Annotated in this window: 17 protein-coding genes and 2 tRNA genes; 2 read left to right on the forward strand and 17 right to left on the reverse strand. The window is 37.5% G+C overall.

The annotated features are described in order from the left end of the window. Positions 1-13: 13 nt before the first annotated feature. From B3209_RS10300 to earP, 6 genes are all read right to left on the reverse strand, one after another. A complete protein-coding gene (locus B3209_RS10300) occupies positions 14-1678 on the reverse strand; it encodes a Na/Pi cotransporter family protein (protein ID WP_296664698.1) in 1665 nt (554 codons plus the stop codon). A 155-nt stretch (positions 1679-1833) separates the two neighbouring features. Further along, positions 1834-2373 carry an NlpC/P60 family protein gene (locus tag B3209_RS10305; RefSeq protein WP_296664696.1) on the reverse strand — a complete coding sequence of 180 codons (540 nt, stop codon included), beginning with the start codon at positions 2371-2373 and terminating at the stop codon, positions 1834-1836. Between the two features lie 173 nt (positions 2374-2546). Continuing rightward, on the reverse strand, positions 2547-4460 hold the full coding sequence (locus tag B3209_RS10310; protein ID WP_296690586.1) for a phosphoenolpyruvate carboxykinase (GTP): 1914 nt from the start codon (positions 4458-4460) through the stop codon (positions 2547-2549). Positions 4461-4632: 172 nt separating this feature from the next. Beyond that, positions 4633-4707, reverse strand: a tRNA-Arg gene (locus tag B3209_RS10315). A 46-nt stretch (positions 4708-4753) separates the two neighbouring features. Continuing rightward, entirely contained in the window at positions 4754-5326 is a 573-nt protein-coding gene (efp, locus tag B3209_RS10320; RefSeq protein WP_273465922.1) for an elongation factor P, read from the reverse strand. Between the two features lie 93 nt (positions 5327-5419). Then, positions 5420-6610 carry an elongation factor P maturation arginine rhamnosyltransferase EarP gene (gene earP / locus B3209_RS10325; RefSeq protein WP_296663818.1) on the reverse strand — a complete coding sequence of 397 codons (1191 nt, stop codon included), beginning with the start codon at positions 6608-6610 and terminating at the stop codon, positions 5420-5422. 97 nt (positions 6611-6707) lie between these two features. Between earP and B3209_RS10330 the strand changes: the two genes are divergently transcribed. After that, positions 6708-8273, forward strand: coding sequence for a YifB family Mg chelatase-like AAA ATPase (locus B3209_RS10330; RefSeq protein ID WP_296663820.1), 1566 nt, complete (start codon positions 6708-6710; stop codon positions 8271-8273). A 32-nt stretch (positions 8274-8305) separates the two neighbouring features. On the opposite strand, the gene B3209_RS10335 is transcribed toward B3209_RS10330, so the two are convergent. Beyond that, positions 8306-8388, reverse strand: a tRNA-Leu gene (locus B3209_RS10335). Positions 8389-8592: 204 nt separating this feature from the next. On the opposite strand from B3209_RS10335, the gene B3209_RS10340 reads away from it, so the two are divergent. Continuing rightward, positions 8593-10155 (forward strand): RecQ family ATP-dependent DNA helicase, encoded by a 1563-nt coding sequence (locus tag B3209_RS10340; RefSeq protein ID WP_296663821.1) that lies wholly within the window; start codon positions 8593-8595, stop codon positions 10153-10155. A 3-nt stretch (positions 10156-10158) separates the two neighbouring features. On the opposite strand, the gene B3209_RS10345 is transcribed toward B3209_RS10340, so the two are convergent. The 10 genes from B3209_RS10345 to rbfA form a co-directional block, all read right to left on the reverse strand. Beyond that, positions 10159-11847 carry a HEAT repeat domain-containing protein gene (locus tag B3209_RS10345; RefSeq protein WP_296663823.1) on the reverse strand — a complete coding sequence of 563 codons (1689 nt, stop codon included), beginning with the start codon at positions 11845-11847 and terminating at the stop codon, positions 10159-10161. A gap of 34 nt (positions 11848-11881) precedes the next feature. Continuing rightward, a complete protein-coding gene (gene tgt, locus B3209_RS10350; RefSeq protein ID WP_296663825.1) occupies positions 11882-13018 on the reverse strand; it encodes a tRNA guanosine(34) transglycosylase Tgt in 1137 nt (378 codons plus the stop codon). 25 nt (positions 13019-13043) lie between these two features. Then, on the reverse strand, positions 13044-14114 hold the full coding sequence (locus B3209_RS10355) for an LptF/LptG family permease (RefSeq protein ID WP_296663826.1): 1071 nt from the start codon (positions 14112-14114) through the stop codon (positions 13044-13046). Beyond that, a complete protein-coding gene (locus tag B3209_RS10360; protein ID WP_296690572.1) occupies positions 14111-15454 on the reverse strand; it encodes an LptF/LptG family permease in 1344 nt (447 codons plus the stop codon). Before B3209_RS10360 ends, B3209_RS10355 begins: the two co-directional genes overlap by 4 nt. Before the next feature lie 5 nt (positions 15455-15459). Continuing rightward, a complete protein-coding gene (dut, locus tag B3209_RS10365) occupies positions 15460-15903 on the reverse strand; it encodes a dUTP diphosphatase (RefSeq protein ID WP_296690573.1) in 444 nt (147 codons plus the stop codon). After that, positions 15888-17174 carry a M16 family metallopeptidase gene (locus B3209_RS10370; protein ID WP_296690574.1) on the reverse strand — a complete coding sequence of 429 codons (1287 nt, stop codon included), beginning with the start codon at positions 17172-17174 and terminating at the stop codon, positions 15888-15890. Before B3209_RS10370 ends, dut begins: the two co-directional genes overlap by 16 nt. 110 nt (positions 17175-17284) lie before the next feature. Next, on the reverse strand, positions 17285-19375 hold the full coding sequence (pnp, locus tag B3209_RS10375; RefSeq protein ID WP_295795592.1) for a polyribonucleotide nucleotidyltransferase: 2091 nt from the start codon (positions 19373-19375) through the stop codon (positions 17285-17287). A 207-nt stretch (positions 19376-19582) separates the two neighbouring features. Then, entirely contained in the window at positions 19583-19852 is a 270-nt protein-coding gene (gene rpsO / locus B3209_RS10380) for a 30S ribosomal protein S15 (protein WP_013702212.1), read from the reverse strand. A gap of 167 nt (positions 19853-20019) precedes the next feature. Beyond that, a complete protein-coding gene (gene truB / locus B3209_RS10385) occupies positions 20020-21882 on the reverse strand; it encodes a tRNA pseudouridine(55) synthase TruB (RefSeq protein ID WP_296690575.1) in 1863 nt (620 codons plus the stop codon). Continuing rightward, entirely contained in the window at positions 21851-22255 is a 405-nt protein-coding gene (gene rbfA / locus B3209_RS10390) for a 30S ribosome-binding factor RbfA (protein WP_296663836.1), read from the reverse strand. Before rbfA ends, truB begins: the two co-directional genes overlap by 32 nt. Positions 22256-22264 lie beyond the last annotated feature (9 nt).

Consider the following 22264-nt stretch of genomic DNA (forward strand, 5'->3'; position numbering starts at 1 on the left):
AGGCAGCCTTTTTTTATTTTGTAAGAGCAAGCTGTTCGGCAATGTTAAAGCAGCGGTCTCCTATTTTTTCTATTTGGCGCACTAAATCCATGTACAAAAGCTCGGCCTTTACATCCGCACCGTCTTCAAGTCGTTTGCGCGCTATTTTTTTCAAGGCTTTACGTTCTGCGTCAATCTGAGATTCAAGTTCATTCGCAAAATCAAGCTGCTCCTTTGAAAGCGCTTTGTTGATATTTTTATAGATAAACTGAAGCAACTGGCGGGCAAGTTCAAGATAAGGAATCAGGCGGTCAAAATCTTCTTTTTTAAATACGTAATGTTTTTCTGTTATGCGCTTTAAATAAACGCCAATGCTTAGGCAGTCATCAGACATAGACTCAAGCTCGCCCGTAATTGAAATCATCACATTGATATTTTCACGGAGTTTATCATCAATATCAAGCTGGGCGCATTTTAAAAGATACTTTGTAAGCTGTTCCTGCATTTGGTCAAGGTAATCTTCTTCACGCACAAGATTGTCATAATGGTCCACAACAAAACGCCCAGACAAATCAGTAAGTCCGTACTGAAGCCTGTCAAACATCTGCACAGAAATATCAGCCATACGCCTTACTTCCATTTGCGCTGAAACAACAGGAATTGTAGGAGACTCATGCGCGGCACGTTCAGGAAATTCAAACTTATATATAGAAGGAAGCGAAGCCTTGTCGTCTTTTATGATAAGATGTGTAAGCTTGCAAAGCGGATTTATAAACGGCATAAAGAAAACTGCGCCGATTATATTGAACATTGAATGAAGCATTGCTATGTGCATTGTAATATTTTCTGTAACAACTCCAGGAACTATTAAATCTACAAGCTGCGTAAAAGGCTTTATAAAAATCAAGGCGACAATTGCGGTTACAGAATTGAACAGAACATGGACAAGCATTGTGCGCTTTGCATTTGCATTTGCTCCGAACGAAGCCATGATAGAATCTATAGTCGAGCCAACGTTGCTTCCAATTATAATTGCCGCAGAAAATTCCCAAGTAAGAATCTGGTTGTAAGCCATCGTAATTACAATCGCCGTCATAGCGGAAGAAGAATGAATCATCGCAGTAACAACAATTCCGATTACAAAAGCAATAAGATAGCTAAAAGTTCCTTTGTCCTGCAAGGCTGGAAGAAAATTCATTGCGCCTGAATTAAGCGAAATCGTGCTAGAAAGCCACTGCAACGCAATAAAAAGAATTCCAAATCCCATAATGGCCTGACCCAGCCCCGGATTTTTAATTTTCTTTATGACTGTAAAAAGATAGCCAATGCCAAAAAGCGGAATCGCAAATGCTGAAATTTCAAAGTTAAAGCCGAATATCGCGACAATCCAAGCCGTTATCGTTGTTCCGACATTCGCGCCCAAAATCACGGCAATCGATTTGCTTAGCTCAATAAGTCCGGCGTTTACAAAAGAAACAACCATGACAGTTGTAGCCCCGGAAGACTGAATTATCATAGTCAAAAAACAGCCTGTAAAAAATCCGGTAAAACGGTTTCCCGTCATAAGATGAAGAGCAGCCTGAAGTTTGTCTCCCGCAGACTTCTGGATTCCATCGCTCATCATTTTCATTCCAAAAAGAAGAAAACAAAGACTGCCAAAAAACTGAAGGAATATAGACAATATACTCGAAATGCTCATAAGCCGATTATACAGAAAAATACCACGAATTTAAAGCAAAAAGTTGAGGCAGATTTGATGATTACGAACCGAAAAAATATTTAACTTTGCACATGAAAACAGAATCAAAAAACAGACAATGCAAATAAAAATTTTTGCATGGATTTCTTTTCCCTTTAGTACTGGATTTTCATCACGCCGAACGACTTAAAGCGCGAATCACTGACAGCATAACAACGGCTTGTAACACCATTGATGTCGTCTTTTTTTGTGCTGTCGATAAAATAGACATTGTCGTTTTCCATGCGATCAAAAAGCGCGATATGCGACACATTAGAAGAATCCGCCTCGCCCATAAAAATCAAGTCGCCCTGCCGCATTTCCTCCAGCGCAACATGGGACGAAGCGTTTTCGTACATATAAGATGCCGTCATGTCCGAAACAAGCAGAGAATATTTTGTATCAACCATTGCATATTTGTAGCACATCACGACAAGCCCAGAGCAGTCTATGGCAATCGCAGAACGGACTGGAGGCTGGCCGCCTAGCTCGTAAACCGCATCAGAATCTTTGTACAACTCGGCAAAACGGAAAGCACGAGAGGCAATTTCCGCAGGACAATCAATCACAGTGCTGTCATCGGAATCATTGCTAAAATTGCAGGAATAAAACAGAATGGAAAAACAAAAAAGTGCAAATAAAAATTTGCCTTTCATTTTTACCCCCCCCGTCCATAACATTTGCGAGATTGATAAAATTAAGATTTTAATAAGCGCATTATACCACGAAACGCAGAGTTTGCAATGTAATAATAAAAAAATCCCACCGGAAGAAATCCCGGTGGGACAGATTTGCCTAGTTTGCTTTTCAGCAAACTAGCTCGACAAATCTAAGCTTTATTCAAGCGGCTTTCCAAATCATCCAAGCAAGCAGACAATTCTTTTGGAAGATGTTTGCCGAACTTTGGATAGTGGTTTTCGCGGATGTCTTTGCATTCCTTGAGCCAGCCTTCCTTGTCAACTGCTGTGATTGCAGGAATCTGTGCTTTGTAAACGTCAGCAAGACCGTCAAGGTTGAGAGCACCTTCTTTTGGCATAAATCCGATTGGTGTGTCAACGTAGTTGTCTTTTCCGTCGCAGCGGTCAAAAATCCATGCAAGAACGCGGCTGTTGTCGCCGTATCCTGGCCACATGAATCCACCTGGAAGATCCTTGTTGTCTTCGTCCTTGCGGAACCAGTTAACGTAGAAAATCTTAGGAAGCTTGTCTTTGTCAGCAGCAGCGTTTCCAACGTCGATCCAGTGCTGGAAGTAGTCGCCCATGTTGTATCCGCAGAATGGAAGAATTGCGAATGGGTCGCGGCGGATTTTTCCAACCTGGCTGGCGTCGATTGTAGAAGCGGCAGTAATTTCTGAACCTACGATAGATCCAAGGAATACACCGTGGTTCCAGTTGCGGCTCTGATGTACAAGCGGAACTGTTGAAGGACGGCGTCCACCGAACAAGATTGCGCTGATTGGTACACCTTCTGGAGATTCCCAGTCAGAAGCGATACAAGGACACTGTTTTGCAGGTGCTGTAAAGCGTGCGTTTGGATGAGCGAATTCTTCGCCCTTAGGAGACTTGTCTTTTGGAAGAGCATCGCGTGTGTTGCCTTTCCAGTCAACAAGTTTGCCCTTTGCAGGATAACCGATTCCTTCCCACCAAACATCTCCGTCTTCTGTAAGAGCGCAGTTTGTGAAGATTGTGTTCTTTGAGGCAGCTTCAAGAGCGTTCTTGTTAGATTCAGCAGATGTTCCTGGAGCAACACCGAAGAATCCTGCTTCTGGGTTGATAGCGTAAAGACGACCGTCTTTTCCGAATTTCATCCAGGCAATATCATCGCCGACTGTTTCAACTTTCCAGCCAGGGATTGTAGGAATAAGCATTGCGAGGTTTGTTTTTCCACAAGCAGATGGGAATGCGCCAGTAACGTATTTAACTTCGCCCTGTGGGTTTGTAAGTTTTAGGATAAGCATGTGTTCAGCAAGCCAGCCTTCTTCGCGTGCGATTACAGTTGCAATACGGAGTGCGAAACATTTCTTTCCAAGAAGAGCGTTTCCACCGTATCCAGAACCGTAAGACCAGATAAGGCGTTCTTCTGGGAACTGGCTGATGTATTTGTGTTCAACATCTGCGCAAGGCCAAACACCGTTGTCTTTTTCGCCGTTGTTGAGCGGTTTTCCGACTGAGTGAAGACATGGAACAAAGTCTCCGTCTGTGCCGAAGTATTCCCAAACTTTCTCGCCGGCGCGTGTCATGATGTCCATATTAAGAACAACGTATTCAGAATCCGTAAGTTCGATTCCGTATTTTGCAATCGGTGAGCCAAGAGGTCCCATGCAGAACGGAATAACATACATTGTTCTTCCGTGCATACATCCTGTGTAAAGACCTTTCATTGTAGCCTTGAGCTCTTTAGGATCAATCCAGTGGTTTGTAGGACCTGCATCCTCTTCCTTTACAGAAGAAATGAATGTGCGTGACTCAACACGTGCGACATCACTAGGAAGCGAACGGAAAAGGAAGCTGTTTGGCTTTTTTGTAAGCGGAGTTGCAAGGCCTGCATCAACGCATTTTTTCATAAGGCGGTCATATTCGGCTGTAGAACCATCGCAAACAACAACATTGTCCGGCTCACACATCTTAACACATTCTTCAATCCATGCCTTGATTTTGGCATGCTTGATGTCATTAACTGTCATTCGATTACTCCTATGCTTAGAGTCAGAATTGAAATAGCTTGAAGCCTTCTGATTCCATATAGAATAAATATACTTTTTTTTCTGATGATTTTCAATAGACGATGTAAAAAGAAGTTCATATCAATCTTGCAAAATCTATAATTTTTTCTTATCAATTAAATTTAGGCAAAAGCAATATTTAAAAATAAAAAAGGCAGCGTAAAACTGCCTTGAATCTAAAAAAAAACAACTTTGACCCTCGCGGGGTTCGAACTCGCTACCTACAGCTTAGGAGGCTGTCGCTCTATCCATAGTGAGCTAGGGGGTCATGGTATTCCAAAGGAAAGAAAAACAATCCTTTGGAAACATAAATTTTATTTGTCTTTTGCTCTTTCTACAAATGAACCGTCTCTTGTGTCGATTACAATTTTATCATCCGTGTTGCAGAACAAAGGAACTCTTACTTCCATTCCTGTATCAAGAGTTGCAGGCTTCAAAGATTTTCCAGAAGTATCTCCCTTAATTCCTGGCTCGCAATATGTGATTACACGGACAACATTGATAGGAAGTTTTACGCCAACTGGTTTTCCTTCATAATATGTGATTGTAACATCGTAGTCATCATCCGGAGAAATGTATCCAGCGTTGTCTCCAAGGTCTTCCTTTGAAAGCATAACATCTTCGTAAGTTTCCTGATCCATAAAGTGAAAATCATCACCGTCGATATAAGAAAGCTTTACATTTTTTTCTACAAGGTCAACATCGTCAAATTTTTCACCAGCGTCAAGACCCAAATCCTGAGTTCCGCCTGTAACAATATTTTTTACACGAAGCTTTACTGTAATTCCCTGGCGTCCAGCTTTCTGGCCAAGCATTTTCTGAACAATAAAAGGAGAGCCTTCAAACATAAAAGCTGTTCCAACTTTAATTTCGTTTGTTGATAACATAATAAACTTCCTTGATTATAAACTTGCTACTCGATTATATATGAACTGAAATAAAATTGCAACATTTCAAAATGCAGGCAAAATAAATTTACTTCAGCGCGGAATTTTTGCTTCAAGAAAGCTCAAAAGATTTTCCGCAAGATTTCCGTTCTTTAAAATTTCATTGGAAAACTTTTTAAATTCCAGTTTCAATTTTTCTGAATTTTTCAACAAAGAAAGAATTTCATTTTTCATTTCCAAATTTATTTCTTCAATTTCAGACGGAAGTTTTTTTTCTTCAAGAATTTCCAAAGCTTCCGGACAGCAACTGGCTTTAAAATTTCGATTGTACAAAAAAGAAAATTTTTCAATCTGCGGAATTTTTATTCTTTTCAAAAACGCATTCAACTTTACAATGTGAAATTCATCTTCCTGCGGATAAATATTCCATACAAACGGATTTCCCAAAAGACAGCAACGGCTAAACGAATCCTCTCCGCGCACAAAGGAAAAATCCATAAGCGACAAAAAAGCATCCCAAACTTCCTGTTGCATAAACGGAAGCAAAATAAAATCAACGCTAAATTTTTCAAAGGAATTTTTTGCCGAATCAGATCCAGCTCCAGGCGCAATAAAAACAAGAACTTTTTTTAAAAGAGAAAATTCTTTTATCGCAGAAGCCAAAAAATCAAAATTCTTTGGATAGGAAAAAACAAAAATTTTAAATGAAGCAGAAAAATCTTCTGAAAGAATTTTTTTATCAAGATTTTGTTTTGCAAGATTCAAGGCATATTTTTTTTCAGAAAGACAGCACATAAAATTTTTATCCAGAATCAAGCCGCCAGTTTTTTTTGTAAAGCCAGGCATGAAATTTATTTTTTTAATTTTTGCAGAACGCGTGCCGCTTTTTAATAGATGAAAATCATCAGCCCAAGATTCAGCTGTCAAATATTCAATGTTCACAATCTGAACATTCAAATTAAACTGCGGAAAAAATAAAATTTCTTCAAGCCATTCCGGGCGTCCGCACTGAAAACATTCCAAAATAAATTCCGGCGGATTTCTTGAAAATTCTTTTTTGCAAAGTTCATTGTCGTTCCAGTCAAAAATTTTCCATCCGCAGAATTCCTGGAACGACTTTGCCGAATCTATGCCATTTGAAATTTTTGCAAAGGAATCAAGGTTACTTACAACAAGGCGAATTTCAAGATTTTTTTTCAACTCAGAAAGAGCGCGGCACAAACGAAAAACAACTCCGATGTCGCCAAAATTATCAACGACTCTGCACAAAACTGTAATTTCCATAGAAAAATATTCTATCAAATTTTTTTACTTTGCGGCATTTTTTTTATTTTTTCCATAATAAAGTTTTTAATTCTTAAATTTTTTATTTGGAGTAAATATGAGAATTTTTTGTTTTTCACCTTTTGGATACGAAGGAAATCTTGTTACAGTTGAAGTTGATTTACGCCGCGGAATTCCTGCTGTTGATATAGTCGGACTTGCAGACAATGCAGTAAAAGAATCGCGGGAAAGAATGAAAAGTGCAATTATAAATTCCGGACTTTTATTTCCGCCTGAACGAGTTCTTATAAGCCTTTCTCCTGCTGACTTGAAAAAAGAGGGAGCCGGTTTTGACCTTGCAATTGCTCTTGCAGTTTTGTCAGCAAAAGAAGAATCTGAAAATGAAAACTCAGCATTTCAAACAGAACCAATTCTTGTGATTGGCGAACTTGAATTAAATGGAAACATACGGCCAGTGAAAGCAATCCATGCGGCGGCGGCAACAGCTTATGCAAGCGGAATAAGATACTGCATTGTTCCTGCTGCAAATGCAGAAGAAGCAAAAGAAATCCGCACAATGAAAATTTTTGGCGCAGAAAATTTAACAGAAGCTTTTAACGCCTTAAAAAATCCTGAATCATTTTCTGATTACAAAAGTTCGCATATTGAAGAGAAAAATGGAAGCACAATAAAAGACGCTGTTGAAATAAATGGAATTCTTTTTCCGCCAGAAGAATTTGAGTTTAAAGAAATTTGTGGACAACACGAACTTGTAAGAGGCTTGCAAATTGCAGCGGCTGGAAAACACAATCTGCTTGCGTTCGGACCTCCGGGCTGTGGCAAAACACTTTCATTGCAAAGATTTCCTGCGCTAGTTCCGTTGCTTACAAAAGAAGAAAGTCAAAGTGTAACTCGGATTTATTCGATTGCAGGAATTCTTCAAGCCGGAACAAGAATAATAAAAAAAGCTCCGTTCAGGCAACCTCACCAGACATCTACAATAGAAGGAATGTGCGGAGGAGGAATTCATTGCAGCCCAGGCGAAATTTCACTTGCGCATAATGGAACTCTTTTTTTAGACGAAGCCGCGGAATTTAGAACATCAGTCCTTCAGATTTTAAGAGTCCCTCTTGAAACAGGAAGCATAACTTTAAGCAGAGCCGGACGCTCCACAATTTTCCCATCAAATTTTCAACTTTTAATGTCAATGAATCCGTGCCCATGCGGAAATTACGGTTCAAAAGAAAAACTTTGCCTATGCTCTGCCAGATCAGTTGAGCAATACTGGAAAAAAATTTCAGCGCCGCTTTTAGACAGAATCGACTTAAGCATTCAAGTTGAAAAAGTTTCAATAGAAAGCTCAAATTCAGCACAAGGCATTTCAACATCAGAACTACGCAAAGAAATCGCTTCTGCAATAAAAACTCAGCGCAAACGTGGAAAAAGAAATTCAAGGCTTTCTCCATCGGAAATAAAAGAGTTTTGCCAAATGGATTCAGATGCAAAAAAAATTTTAGATGAAGCAACTGAAGCTCATGAGTTTTCACCAAGATCTGTTTCGAGCTGCATAAAAATTGCAAGGACAATTTCAGATATGAAAGAAGAAAATATAATCGGGAAAAATTCAATGGAAGAAGCTGTAAAATTTAAAAAGCCAGCAGGTGCAATGAATCTTTTGACATAAAAAAAAAGACCGAAAAGAATTCGGCCTAAAAATACCGGCTCAGAGACTTGAACTCTGACACGCTCGCGCGCAAAAGATTTTGAGTCTTTCGTGTCTACCATTCCACCAAGCCGGCAAGTAATAGTTAATATATCAAAAAATAAAAATAAAATCAAGAGGAAGTTTTAAAACTAATCTAGGTTTTGCAACTCTCTCAGGCAGAAAAAAAATGGAGGTTTTATTTTTGGAATCATTCTTGTATAATCATTTGTATGAATCTATAAAAAACATTTCATTTCAATTCGCATTGCAAAACTCATTATTTTTTCAGGAACCATCTATGAATTACACATTATTCGACAGAACACCAGAAGATATTTTAAAATCAGTTTTTGGCTATGAATCATTTAGACCGATGCAAAGAAAAATAATTCAAAATGTTTTGGACGGACGCGACACACTTGCAATCATGCCAACTGGAGGCGGAAAATCTTTATGCTATGAAATTCCAGCCCTAATTCTTCCAGGAATCACAGTCGTTGTTTCGCCATTAATTGCTTTAATGCAAGATCAAGTAGCGCAACTTGAATCCTATGGAATTTCTGCTGTCTGTTTAAATTCGTCTCTTGAAAGAAACTATTACCAAAAATGCTGCGAAAAAATTTTGTCAGGAAAAATCAAGCTTCTTTATGTTTCGCCGGAAGGATTGAATTCAGGCAGAATGATAAGACTGCTTCAAGAATCAAAAAGTTCTGTTGACTGCATTGCAATTGACGAGGCTCACTGCATAAGCGAATGGGGACACGATTTCCGTCCGGACTACATGGAAATAACTCATATAAGAAATCAGTTTCCAAAATCAGTTTTTCTTGCGCTCACAGCGACTGCAACAAAACAAGTTCAAGTTGACATTATAAAAAATCTTCGGATGGAAAATCCTGAAATATTTATGGCAAGTTTCAACAGACCAAATCTTTTTCTTCAAGTAATAAAAAAAGACAAGCCAATAGAACAAGTTTTAAATTTCATAGAAAATCATCCAAATCAAAGCGGAATAATTTATTGCTTTTCAAGAAAACAAGTTGATTTAGTTGCACAAGAATTGCATATAAATGGAATAAAAGCATTGAGCTATCATGCAGGGCTTGACGATGCGCAAAGAGCAAAAAATCAGCAGGCTTTTATTTCAGACAAAGCCGACATTATGGTTGCCACGGTTGCTTTTGGAATGGGAATTAATAAACCTGACGTTCGTTTTGTAATTCACTTTGATATGCCAAAATCAGTAGAGCAATATTATCAGGAAATCGGACGGGCTGGACGAGATGGATTAAAATCCGAAGCTTTGCTTTTATACAGCGCAGGAGATATTCACAAAATCAGATATTTTTTCAAGGATAACTTTGATTCTGCTAAATCAGAAAATCTTTTGCAAGGAATGATAAACTACTGCGAAAATTCTGTTTGCAGACGGCAAGCTCTTTTATCTTACTTTGGGGAAAGCTATTCCGATTCAAGACAAGACTGTGTTTCTTTAGAAAATTGCTGTGATATATGCGCATCAAAAAAAATAAATTATAATCGACCTCGTGCAATTCTACATAAAAAAATTCAAAGTTTTCCAAAGCCTTCAAAAAAACCTATGGGTGAACTTTTTGTTTCTGACACTTTAGAAAACAATGAAAAAATTTTACCAGAAAAACTTCGTGTGTGGAGAAAAAAGGCAGCGGAAGAATTAAATGTTCCGCCTTATGTTATTTTTGGAGATAAAACACTTTTTGACATTGCACAAAAGAAACCTTCAAATATAAAAGAACTTACAAACTGCTACGGAATAGGAGAAATAAAAGCTGAAAAATTTGGATACTTCATCTTAAAAATAATAAAAGAAAATACTCAATAATTTTTAAGATTGCTCTAAAATTCGTTTTGCTTTTTTTGCATTTGCATTTTTCTTTTTTGCGCCAAACTGATAGCCTTTAGGTTTTTCTTTTTCTTCTGGCAAAACTTCCTCTTCTGCGTCTTTTGCAATTTCTTCAACGGCGGCTTTTACACTTGAGTATCTTCCTTTTGCCCAAATATCAAGACCAGTGCCTTGAGTTGCAACATCATCGCTTGCAATATATTCCGCGCAAATATCGGCGAATTCAGAACGATCATATTTTGCAAATTCTTTTCCCAATGCATAACGCAAATTTTTCTGAATATCGCTTTTCAGTGCTGAACGGGCAAGCTCTATAACTTCTTTTGTTCCCGCATGATTATACTCCAGCAATGCCGCAGAAACTTTTGCTTTTGCAGCATCACCAATTTTCTTGTCTTTTAAAACACTTATTAAATAATCATTTCCCTCAGAAGTATTTAAATCTGCAATCACAGAATAGCACTTTTCCTTTACTTGCTTCTGCTCATCTTTATCTTTGCATCTAAAAATCAAAAAAGGAACAGCATTGTTAATTCTATTTTTTCCGACTGCGGAAACTGCTTCGAGCCTAACTTTATACTGAGAATCACGCAACGCCTGCGTAATTAAATCTGAAGATTTTTTATCATTGAAATATGAAATTCCTTTTATAACATAAGTTCGAAGATTCGGGTCATTCGATTCAAATAGCTCCACAAGAATATCTTCCGACTCAGGCTTTTCCATTGCGCCAATCGCTTCTGCAGCGTACATTCTAACAAAAGTATTTTCGTTTTCGTCTTTTGCAATTTCTGAAATTTTCTGCCAAGTTTCAACAGCCTTAATTCTTCCAAGAACACGCATCAGGGCTTGTCGCTGAGAAACATTCAAATCATCGCGGTCAAGATAATCAGCAAGAAAAAGCGCCTCTTCTCTTCCGCCAGTCTCACCTAACGCAGAAAGTGCTCCAGTAAAATACGCGTCCTCTTCTTTGTCAACCAAATCAACAAGGCCTGGATTGGCATCTTTTATATCAGCTTCAGAAATATATTTAAAGCATTTTTCAACAATTGAATTTTTTTCATCGTAAGGATCGTTTATGATTTCGACCGCATAAGAAGCAAGACATGGATCTTTTAACTTTGTGAAATACTCAAGAATTTTTTCTTTTACAGCAACGCTTTTTGTTTCTTGAAATAAATCATAAATTCCATCAACAAAACGATTGTCTTGATTTTTTGTAAGTTCATCAATCAACTCTGTAATCTGACCTTCAAGTCCGTATTTTAAAATGTCATTGCAGTTTTTTTCATAATTTTTGGAACGGTCAATATAATTTTTTGAAGTGTCATGCTTTTTCGGGCGGGCATCTGCCGGGTGAATTTTTTCTCTTGTATATTTGAATTTTATACTTTCTGAAGGCTGACTCCCAGAAATTGCATCGTAATTTTCAGTTTCTCTCTCATCTGGAATTTTTGAAGCTGCATTTTCAGGCAGAGAAGCATCCGGAATTTCTGGAGCTGAATTTTGCAAAGTTTCTTCTGAAACAGTTTCATCTAGCGCAGAACTTTGAGTTTGAGAATTTTCAGATTCAGACAAAACATTTTCAATAACTTCTGGCGCAGAAGATTCTTGTGACCAAGCAAAAGCAAAAATCAATGAAACAGCAGCAATTAAAAATTTTCTCTTCATTTTTTCTCCGGACAAGTCGTTTTAATTATCGGCATCAAAGTTCATTTGAATGAAAATTATCCAAGAATTTTTTTTTGTATTCTTCAAATTTATCATTTTCTATTGCAGAGCGAATTTCTAAAATCATATTGTGCAAAAAATAAAGATTATGATAACTTGCCAACATAGAAGAAAGAATTTCCTGTTCGCGGAAAATATGCCGCAAATACGCACGCGAATAAGTTTTGCATACTTTGCAATTGCATTCAGAATCAAGCGCGGAAAAATCACGTTCAAATCTTTTTTGCTTAATTGAAAGCATTCCTTTGTGATGAAAATAAAGTCCATGCCGGGCAATTCGCGTAGGCTGAACACAGTCAAACATATCAATTCCATTTGAAACCGCATCAAGAATATATTCAGGAGTTCCAATTCCCATAACATACTTAGGCTTGCTTTTTGAAAGAAACTGAACTGTGTATTTTAATTTTTCAACAAAAACACCAGCAGGCTCTCCAACACTTAATCCGCCAATCGCAAGACCTGGAGTTCCAAGTGAATCCACAAATTCCGCACTTTCTTTTCTAAGGTCATCAAAAAAATTTCCCTGGACAATCGGAAATAAAATTCCTTTGTAGCCATTTTCAGAATGAATTTTCCATTCTTTTATCGCACGCATAGCCCAATCAGAAGACAAGCGGAAGGCACGTTCAGCCTCGCGACGTTCAACACCATATCCAGAGCAAACATCAAGCTGCATTTGAATATCGCTGTTAAGCTTTACTTGGGTCTGAACAACATTTTCTGGAGTAAAAAAATGCTTGCTTCCATCAATTGTGCTTCTAAAGGCAACTCCTTCATTTTCAATTTTCCTAAGATTTGAAAGAGACCACACTTGAAAGCCACCAGAATCTGTAAGAAAATTTCTGTTCCATTTTGTAAATCCGTGAAGTCCGCCGGCTTCAGAAACAATGTCAGCACCGGGACGAAGATAAAGATGATATGTGTTCGCAAGAATAATTTCAAAGCCGATTTCTTCTAAATCATCTTTGGTCAAAGCCTTTACAGTTCCCTTTGTTCCAACCGGCATAAAAACCGGAGTCTGAACATCTCCGTGCGCCAAGTGAACAACTCCAGTTCTAGCGCAAGAATTTTTATCTTCATGGTGAATTTCAAAAAAATTTTTTATCATAATGTTTTGCCTCATTTTTCAATTTTTAAGTTTTAGCATATTTCAATAAAACACAGCTTATAATTATAAAAAGCACAACTGGACTCCATGCTCCAAACAAAGGCGGAATAGCTTGAAACTTTGCCATAAGCATTGTAATCATCTGAAGAACATAAAACAGAACAACCGCCGTTATGCTCATTGCAAGGCTAACAAGCAAAACATTTTTACGAGTTTTTCCGCTAAGTCCAATCGCTAAAAAAACAACAATAAAAACAACAAAAGGAAACGAATATTTTTTGTAATAAACAGATTTTTCCTCTGCACTCGGAAGTCCTGCTTTCTCAAGATGCTCTATGTATTCTCTTGCTTCTTTCGTGTTCACCTGCTCAACAGAAATTGTATTATTTCTAAAAGTTTCTGGCGGTTCCAAAAGACGTTCCTCTAATCTTTTTTCCAAATCGCAAGCTAAAAAATTTCCATCTTGAAATTTATATTCCACTGCATTTTCAAGTTTCCAAGAATTATTTTTCCAAAAAGCTTTTTGAGCATAGATAACTGCATCAGGCTTCTTGGTTTCAGTTCTAAACAAAATATAAAGTTTTGAAAGAGATTCCGCTTTATTATTGAAAAAATCCGCCTTGTAGATTATATCTCCGCCTTCCGCCATAATTACAATTTTGCTGTTGTTTAAAGATTTTTCCTTTGACAAAACCGATTCCTGCAGCTGCGTTTTTTTGAAAAATGTCGGAACAACAATATTATCCTCAAAAACAAAAAGCGCAAAACTCATTGCAACAGCAACAGCAAGCAATGGAAGTGAAAATTTAAAAAGTGAAATTCCAGATGCAAAAACCGCAAGCAATTCATTCCGAGCATAAAAATCACTAAGCATATAGGCGGTCGCAAAAAGCATTGCAATCGGAACAGCATACCAGACTGCTTTTGGAATATAATAAATAAGAATCAAAGCAACATCGTGCGTGGAAACATTTTTTGAAATATAATTCCACAGATTCATAAACAAATCTGTTAGGCAAAGAACAAGAACAAAAAACATAACTGCGCCAATAAAAACTGGAAAGAAACGTTTGAGCATGTAAAAAACAAGTTTCATTTTTTCTTGAGCCTTATATAAAGAATGATTCCTAAAATTCCTATTACAAAATTAGGAGTCCACATCATCCAAAATCCGTTGTATCCTCCGCGAATTCCAAACATCTGTCCGATTATTGTTGCTGACCAGTAAAGAACTGAAAGTATTATTCCGAATATAAGTCCAAGCGTTTGCCCGTCTTTTTTTCCGAAGATTAATGCAAGAGGAAAAGCAAGCAATGCGAAAAAAAATGATCCAAAAGGAACAGAAAATTTTTTATTACATTCAAGTATAAAAGTGTTTAATCTTTTTTTTGTTGAAGAATTTTCCTGCTTCATTTTTTTTATTCTTTTTATCAAATCCCATGATGTCATTTCACGTGGCGAAGTTCCATTGCTAGAAGAAATAATAGAATCTTCAAAAATATTCAGTCTCAGTTTTTCAGCTGAAATCGACTCATAGTTTTTCACTTCTGATTTGTCAAGACTTAAGACAACAGGACTGTTCATATCAAGCTGCATAATTACGCCCGGGGCTGAAGATTTTTTCACGTCGGAATTTTCAGCCATTATAATCCGTTGAACACCGTTTTTTTCTGAGTCAAACAAAACAATATCAGAAACATTATTTTTATTTACATTTCCAATCACCAAAGTTGAATCATTCATTCTTTTTATAGATTTCGATTCAAGCTCGATCGCAGGATTTGAGACAATAATCTGCTTGAAAAGCCGGTTGTATTTTAAAGTTCCAATCGGAAGAAAATAGTCATTCATAATAAAACTAAAAACTGAAATCAAAAGTCCCATTGCCAAAACAGATTTTAAAATCAAACTGTAACGCTGGCCGCTTGCCCGAAAAATTAAAATTTCATTGTCGGTAACAAGTCTGCCAAGGCACATTAAAAATCCAACAAGAGTCGCAAATGGCGCAGACTGTGAAATCACATTTGGCAAGCAATACAAAATCAGTTTTAAAACAGAATTTACAGGAACTCGTTTTTTTAAAATAGTTTCAGCAAGCAAAAGAATTTGATTTACAAAAAACACGACAAAGAAAAAAACAAAGCAAATTAAAAAGTAAAGCAAAAGTTCCTTTGCAATGTAACGGACTAAAATATTTGACTTTACAAAATTCAGTTTGAAAATTTTCTTTGCGAAAAAAACTTGCATTCTTACACAATTAGTTTTTCTTCCAATCGAAAATCCAACTGTGTAAATTTTTCTTTGCAATTCAAATCGCTTTAGTTTTTTAAATTTTCGTTTAAAAAAAAGAAAACAAAAAGCAATCTGTTTTCTAGCAAAAACAATCGCTGAGTCTATTTCATTGTAAACAAATTCAAAAACTTTTTTTGCCAACATCAATATTAGACACCAGTGCTTCCGAAGCCTCCAGCTCCACGCAAAGTTTCAGAAATGAAATCCACTGGAATAAAATTCGCTGTTGTAACTGGAGAAATTACAATCTGGGCAATTCTATCTCCGCTGTTCACTGTAAAATCATCTTGACCAAAATTAGCAAGAATAATTTTAAGCTCGCCGCGATAATCGCTGTCAATAGTTCCAGGAGAATTTAAAACAGTAACGCCATTTTTTAAAGCAAGTCCGCTTCTTGGACGAACCTGAATTTCATAGCCAGATGGAATTTCAAAACTCAATCCAGTAGGAATCAAAGCACGCTCGCCTTTTTTTAGAACAATCGGACCATCCAGCAAAGCGCAAACATCAGCACCAGCGGAACCTTCTGTTTTATAAGCTGGCATAACAGCATTTTTTTGTGCAACAATTTTCAAATCTATTTTTTCCAACATAATATTTCCTTTTTGTGTTTTGAAGAAAGCGCAGGTCCATAAACAAGCGAAGATTTTTTTTCTTCATTTAAAAGATTTTTTATGAAATTGATTATATCATTTTTTTCAGCCGAACGTATACTATTCAAAATTTCTTCAGTTTCGTAAAGCGGAAATCCCATTGAATAAAAATTCCAAAGCCGTTGCATTAAAAACGCAGTTCTAGTTTCCCCAAGAATTTCAGAACCGCACAAACGCTCTTTTGAAATTTCAATTTCTTCATCCGAAATCTGATTTTCAACAAAGCCTGAAATTTCTTCTGAAAGTTTTTTGTAGACTTCCGTTGCTTTTGTTTTTTCACAAACAGCATAAGCACACCAAAGTCCCGCATTTTCATAAGTTGTATAAAAACTTCCAACTGAATAGCAAAGTCCGGATTTTTCACGAAGCGAAGAAAAAAGGCGGCTGCTCATAGTTTCTCCGGCGGCGGAATTAAAAATCAAAAGTGAAATGTAATCTTTAAAAGAAAGATTTGAGGAAAGCGGATACAAAGAAAAAATTTGCGTCTGATTAAATTTAGCTTTTAGAATCCGATTCTCTGTATTCCAAACAACTTTCTCTGAAAAATGAAGATGCTTAAAAAATTCCTGAGAAGGTTTGTGCTGTGGAAGTTTCTGCAAAGTTTCAACAAGAATGTCTTCAAAAATTTTTCCGCAAACAATCACAACAAGCTCGCCCTCTGTAAAATATTTTTTATACCAGTCAACCATCTGCTCCCGCGTAATCGAGTCAACGTCATCAGAAGTTCCTGTTATTGCAAGGCTAAGTTTTTGGTTCGGCCAGACACAAGAGGCAACTTCATCCATTGCAGAATCATCAGGATCATCCAAGACAGCAAGAATTTCACTTTGGACAACGCCGCGCTCTTTTTCCATTTCTTCAGGCGGAAAAGTACAATTTGAGCTCAAATCGCAAAGAGTTTCCAAAGCAGTTTTATAGTTTTCAAAATTTTCAGAAGGAACAGTGCAGTAAACGCCTACATTTTCGCGCTCGGTAAAAGCATTGAAAATTCCGCCCATTCTGTCAAAGATAAGAGATATGTCCCGGTTTGATTTTGTTTTTGTTCCTTTAAAAATCATGTGCTCGGTAAAATGGCTGATTCCATGCTCACCTTCATTTTCAAAACGGCTTCCAACTGAAAAGTAAAAGCCAAACGTTGTAACTTTTGAATTTGCAACTGGCTGAGTAATAAGCGTTATGCTATTTAAAAGATTTTGTTTTTTTGCGAGCATGAAATGATTTTAGCAAATTTCAAAAAGTTTTGCATCAGATTGAAATTTTTCAAAGACAAAAAAAATCCGCCTGCAAATTTACAGACGGATTCAATCAAACTTAAATAAACTTATTTGTTTTCAATTGCATCAATGTAGCTTAAATTCAAGCGACCCATTTTGTCAACTTCAAGCAATTTTACAGGAATAACCTGTCCTTCCTTGAGAACATCGCTTACTTTTTCAACACGATTTCTTGAAAGTTTTGAAATATGGCAAAGGCCTTCTTTTCCCGGAAGAATTTCTATAAATGCGCCAAAATCCATAATGCGCTTTACAGTTCCCTGATAAATTGTGCCTGGCTCTGGATCTTCACAGATTCCCTTTATAGCGGCTTTTGCAGCATCAGTAGAAACGCCAGACTTTCCGTAAATTGTAACAGTTCCATCATCTTCAGTATTGATTGTAACATTATACTGTTGGCAAAGTGCTTTTACATTTTTTCCGCCTGGTCCAATCAAAGCTCCGATTTTATCAACAGCGATTTTCATTGTTTCAATTTTTGGAGCGTAAGGGCTGATTGGCTGAGGCTTGCTGATGCATTTTTCCATTATATCAAGAATGTGATTGCGTCCGCGTTTTGCCTGCTCAAGAGCGCGTCTCATAATATCCATTGAAACACCGGCAATTTTTATATCCATCTGGAATCCTGTAATTCCATCACGGGTTCCTGCAACTTTAAAGTCCATGTCGCCAAGATGGTCTTCTTCTCCCAAAATATCAGAGAGAATTGCATATTTCTTGTACTGAGGTCCGTCTGTGATAAGTCCCATCGCAATTCCGGCAACCATTTTCTTCATAGGAACACCAGCAGCAAGCAAAGACAAACATCCGCCGCAAGTTGAAGCCTGAGAAGAAGAACCGTTAGATTCCATGATTTCAGAAACAACGCGGATTGTATAAGGAAATTCACTTCTTGAAGGAATCATTGGAGCTAAAGAACGACGCGCAAGATTTCCATGTCCAATTTCGCGGCGGCCAGTTGTAAGCTTTCCAACTTCACCAACTGAATACGGAGGGAAATTATAATGAAGAATAAAGTTTTCACTTCTGTCGCCTTCAATGTCATCGTAAACCTGCTCGTCCATTGCAGTGCCCAAAGTTGTTACAGCCAAAGACTGAGTTTCGCCACGAGTAAACAAAGCAGAACCGTGAGGACGAGGAAGAACATTTACTTCACAAGTGATAGGACGAATATCTTCTGTGCCGCGTCCGTCAATGCGAAGTCCTTTTTCAAGAATGCTTGAGCGAAGCAAATCATACTGAATGTCATCAAACAAAGTATTAAAAAGTTTCGCCTGAATTTCATCTTCAAGCTGCTCTGAATATTTTTCAGCAATCTTAGCTTTTACAGCCTTTACAGCATTTCCGCGCGCCATTTTTCCTTTCTGGAAACAAGCTTCCTGCATAAGAGGAATAGCTTCGGCTTTGATTGCATCTGCGTTTTCAAGTTTAACATCAAGCGGTGAAAGCGGAAGTTTTTCTTTTCCGGCAAGTTTTACAAGTTCCTCCTGAAGCAAGCACATATCGGTAATAAATCCCTGCGCCTTTTCCAAAGCTCCAAGCATAACCTCCTCTGAAACTTCGTTTGCGCCGCCTTCAACCATTGTAAAACCGTCTTTAGTTCCGGCAACAACAATTTCAAGCTGAATTTTTTCCATCTGCTCATAGGTCGGATTCAAAATGTACTCGCCATTCAAATATCCAACGCGAACGCCTGCAACAGGTCCATGGAAAGGAATGTCAGAAATAGAAACTGCCGCGCTCGAAGCAAGAACTGCAAGAATGTCAGGAGGATTTACGCCGTCAATAGAAACGCAAGTCGGAACAATCTGAATTTCACGGCCAAAAGATGTTTCAAAAAGAGGACGCATAGGACGGTCAATAAGACGGCTTACAAGAATTTCCTTGTCCTTTGGACGGCCTTCACGCTTTACAAATCCGCCAGGAATTTTTCCAGCAGCATAAAATTTTTCATTGTACTCAACTGTAACAGGAACAAAATCCAGTCCTTCTTTTGCTTCACTTGAAGCGCAGACAGTTGCAATCACAGCAGTTCCACCAATCTGCGCATAAACACAGCCATTCGCCTGCTTTCCAATTTTCCCTGTTTCAAGAATAAGTTCCTGATCACCAATTTTTCTGGTTACTCTTTGTATCATAAAAGTTTCCTAAATGTAGCTTTTTATGAACTTCTGATTATCCACAGATTACATCGATTCCCATTTCATAGAAATCCATATAATCGGTGGACTGACTCTTATCAGAATATTCAAAGGGAAATTCGTTCGAATCCACCTTAAAAAAACAACGGCAGTAAATTCACTTTTGAATTCAGCTGCCGTCATCATCCATTTTTTTTTGCCAAATTACTTGCGGATTCCAAGCTCTTTTATAAGAGAGCGGTAGCCTTCAAGATTTGTGCGCTTAAGATATTTCAAAAGCTTGCGGCGAGCACCAACAACTTTTAAAAGACCACGCTGTGCGCAAGTGTCTTTTGGGAAAGTTTTGCAGTGTGCTGTAAGCTCTTTAATGCGCTCTGTCATCAAAGCAATCTGAACATTTGAATTTCCAGTATCGCTTGCGTTTGCTCCAAATTTTGAAACGATTGAAGCTGTTGTTTCTTTTGTAAGTGCCATTTCTTACTCCTAATAAAAATTTTATTATTTTCAGTCCTTCGATTTTTACAGGGAATAAAAGTGGCGCTTTGTATTCCAAGCAAAATCACAACGGAATGAACTGTTTACATTTTACTGATATAGAAAGAAAAGTCAATGTTAAGCCGAGCGGAAAACTTTTCTGATAATCAGCAAAATTTTATTTCGACTGTTTTTTCTGCAATTCCAGATGTCGCAAGCGCAATTTTAATATTTTCGTTTTCAATTTCAAGAGTTGTGTGAAAAATATTTCCGTCAGAATCAAGTGCTGCAACTTTGTAAATTCCATTCTTTGGCAAAACCTGATTTTTTTCATTGCGGAATTCAAAAATTGAATTTTCATTTCCAGCTGATTTTTCTTTCAATGAAATTCCGCGGACATCCAAAGCAAACGGGCGCAAAAGCATTTTCTGCGCGCATATAAAATTTCCTGCAAGAATTTCTTTTTTTATGCGGCTTGAACTGATTTTTTCATCTTCAAAAAAAACATAATCTTGTCTGCAAAGCTCGAAGTTTTTTTCTTGTGAAATTTTTTCAAGTTCTTCCATATCAAGCAAGCCTTTGTAACCGCATTTAAAATCGCTTCCTTCAACAAGAAATTTCATTCCGCAAACTGAAATCAAAGTTTCGATAAAATCAGCACCTTCAATTTTTGAAAAATCCTGCGTAAAATCAATCACAACCGCAAAGTCAAGTCCAAGTTCCTTGAAAAATTCCAGACGCTGCTCAAGAGTAAAAATCGAACCAGTTCCGTCATTTTTTATCTGCGAAGAAAAAGTTATAATTCCTGAAACAAAATTCTTTTGAGCAACGGCAGTTTTTATAAGCGCAACATGACCTGCATGAATAGCTTCAAAACTTCCAATTGTAAGAGCGCAGCCTTTTGATTTCCATTCAATTGGAAAATTCAAACTGCAAAATTCATTCCAAGAAAAAACTTTGAATTCTTTTTTTTCTGGCGGAACAACAAAACCGTAAGAAAGTTTTGCGTCTTTGTTCTTGCAGATTATTCCGGCAAAAGCCCCAGACGAATAAAAAACAGCAATTTCATTTTCAACATTTCCACAGTTTACAATGTCAAACATTTTTTGTGAAAGCGGACGTCCATTTAAATATGACTTTTCAAATTCAGGCTTTAAAATATCGCAACTGAAACCGCAAAGAGACGCCAGTTTCTGAGAAAAAAGCAAAAAGTGATTTCTAATGTCCTGAATTTTTTCAACTGAATCTTCACGGCGTTTTTTTATTTTTTGTTCAAACGGAAGATGAATTTTTTCTTTTTCCCTTTGAAAATAAAAAGCGTTTTGAATTCCGTTTTCTATTGAAAACTCTTTTAGCTCTCCAAAGCAAGCCGCATCTTTTAATTCAAACGGTCCGACTTTAGTCCGCCTCAAAGCGCATAAATGGGCACAAGTTCCAAGACTAGAGGCAATGTCTCTTGCAAGCGCGCGGATGTAAGTTCCTTTTGAGCAGACAATTTCAAGCAGCGCATAAGAACAAGAGTCATTTTCTGAAGGCTCTTTAAAATCAAGAAGTTCATTTTTGTAAACAAAAACTTGCCTGCTTTCAAGATGAATTTCGTTTCCGCCGCGAACAAGATCACTTGCGCGTTTTCCGTCAACATGAAGCGCAGAATAAACAGGCGGCACTTGAAGAACTGCTCCAGTAAATTTTTTCAGCGCAGATTCAATTTGTTCTTTAGAAGCAGCCGCGCCAGTTTTTATAACATCGCCAGTCGGATCAAGAGTGTCAGTTTCTTTTCCGAAGCAGACAACAGCCTGATAAGTTTTTGTAAATGAAGTTATATGAGGAACAAGATGCGTAAGATTTCCAGACAAAACAACGAGCAAGCCTTCAGCAAAAGAATCCAAAGTTCCCGTATGCCCGACTTTTTCAGTTTTCAAGGCATGCTTTATGCTCCAAAGAGAAGAAAAACTTGTAATTCCCGGAGTCTTTGCATAGAGCATAACCCCGGAAACTTTATTCTTGGTCTTCTCTGGCATCTTGCTCATTCTGGCTGATTTCAATTTGCCTAGATTCATTTTCCAGCGCGTTAAGTTTTTGAACCATTTTATAGCCTTCTTTCATGCTGAAATCTGCTACAAAAGTAAGTTTTGGAAATCTATAGATTGAAACTTTTTTTGCAATTGTAGACTGGATAAATCCAGCCGCGCTCTGCAAGCCTTTTACTCCGCGCTCAACAGAAGCATCATCCAAAAAAGACGAAACATAGACTTTCGCACATGACAAATCTTTTACAACTTCCACGCGGTTAATTGTAAGAAATTCATTCACACGCGGATCTTTTACTTCGTGGCGCATTATAAGATTGGCAATTTCTTCCCTAAGCTGGTTTCCCAGCCTGTTCATTCTATACTGTCCCATTACAAATCC

The organism is Treponema sp. UBA6852 (assembly GCA_002449305.1).
GTDB lineage: Bacteria > Spirochaetota > Spirochaetia > Treponematales > Treponemataceae > Treponema_D.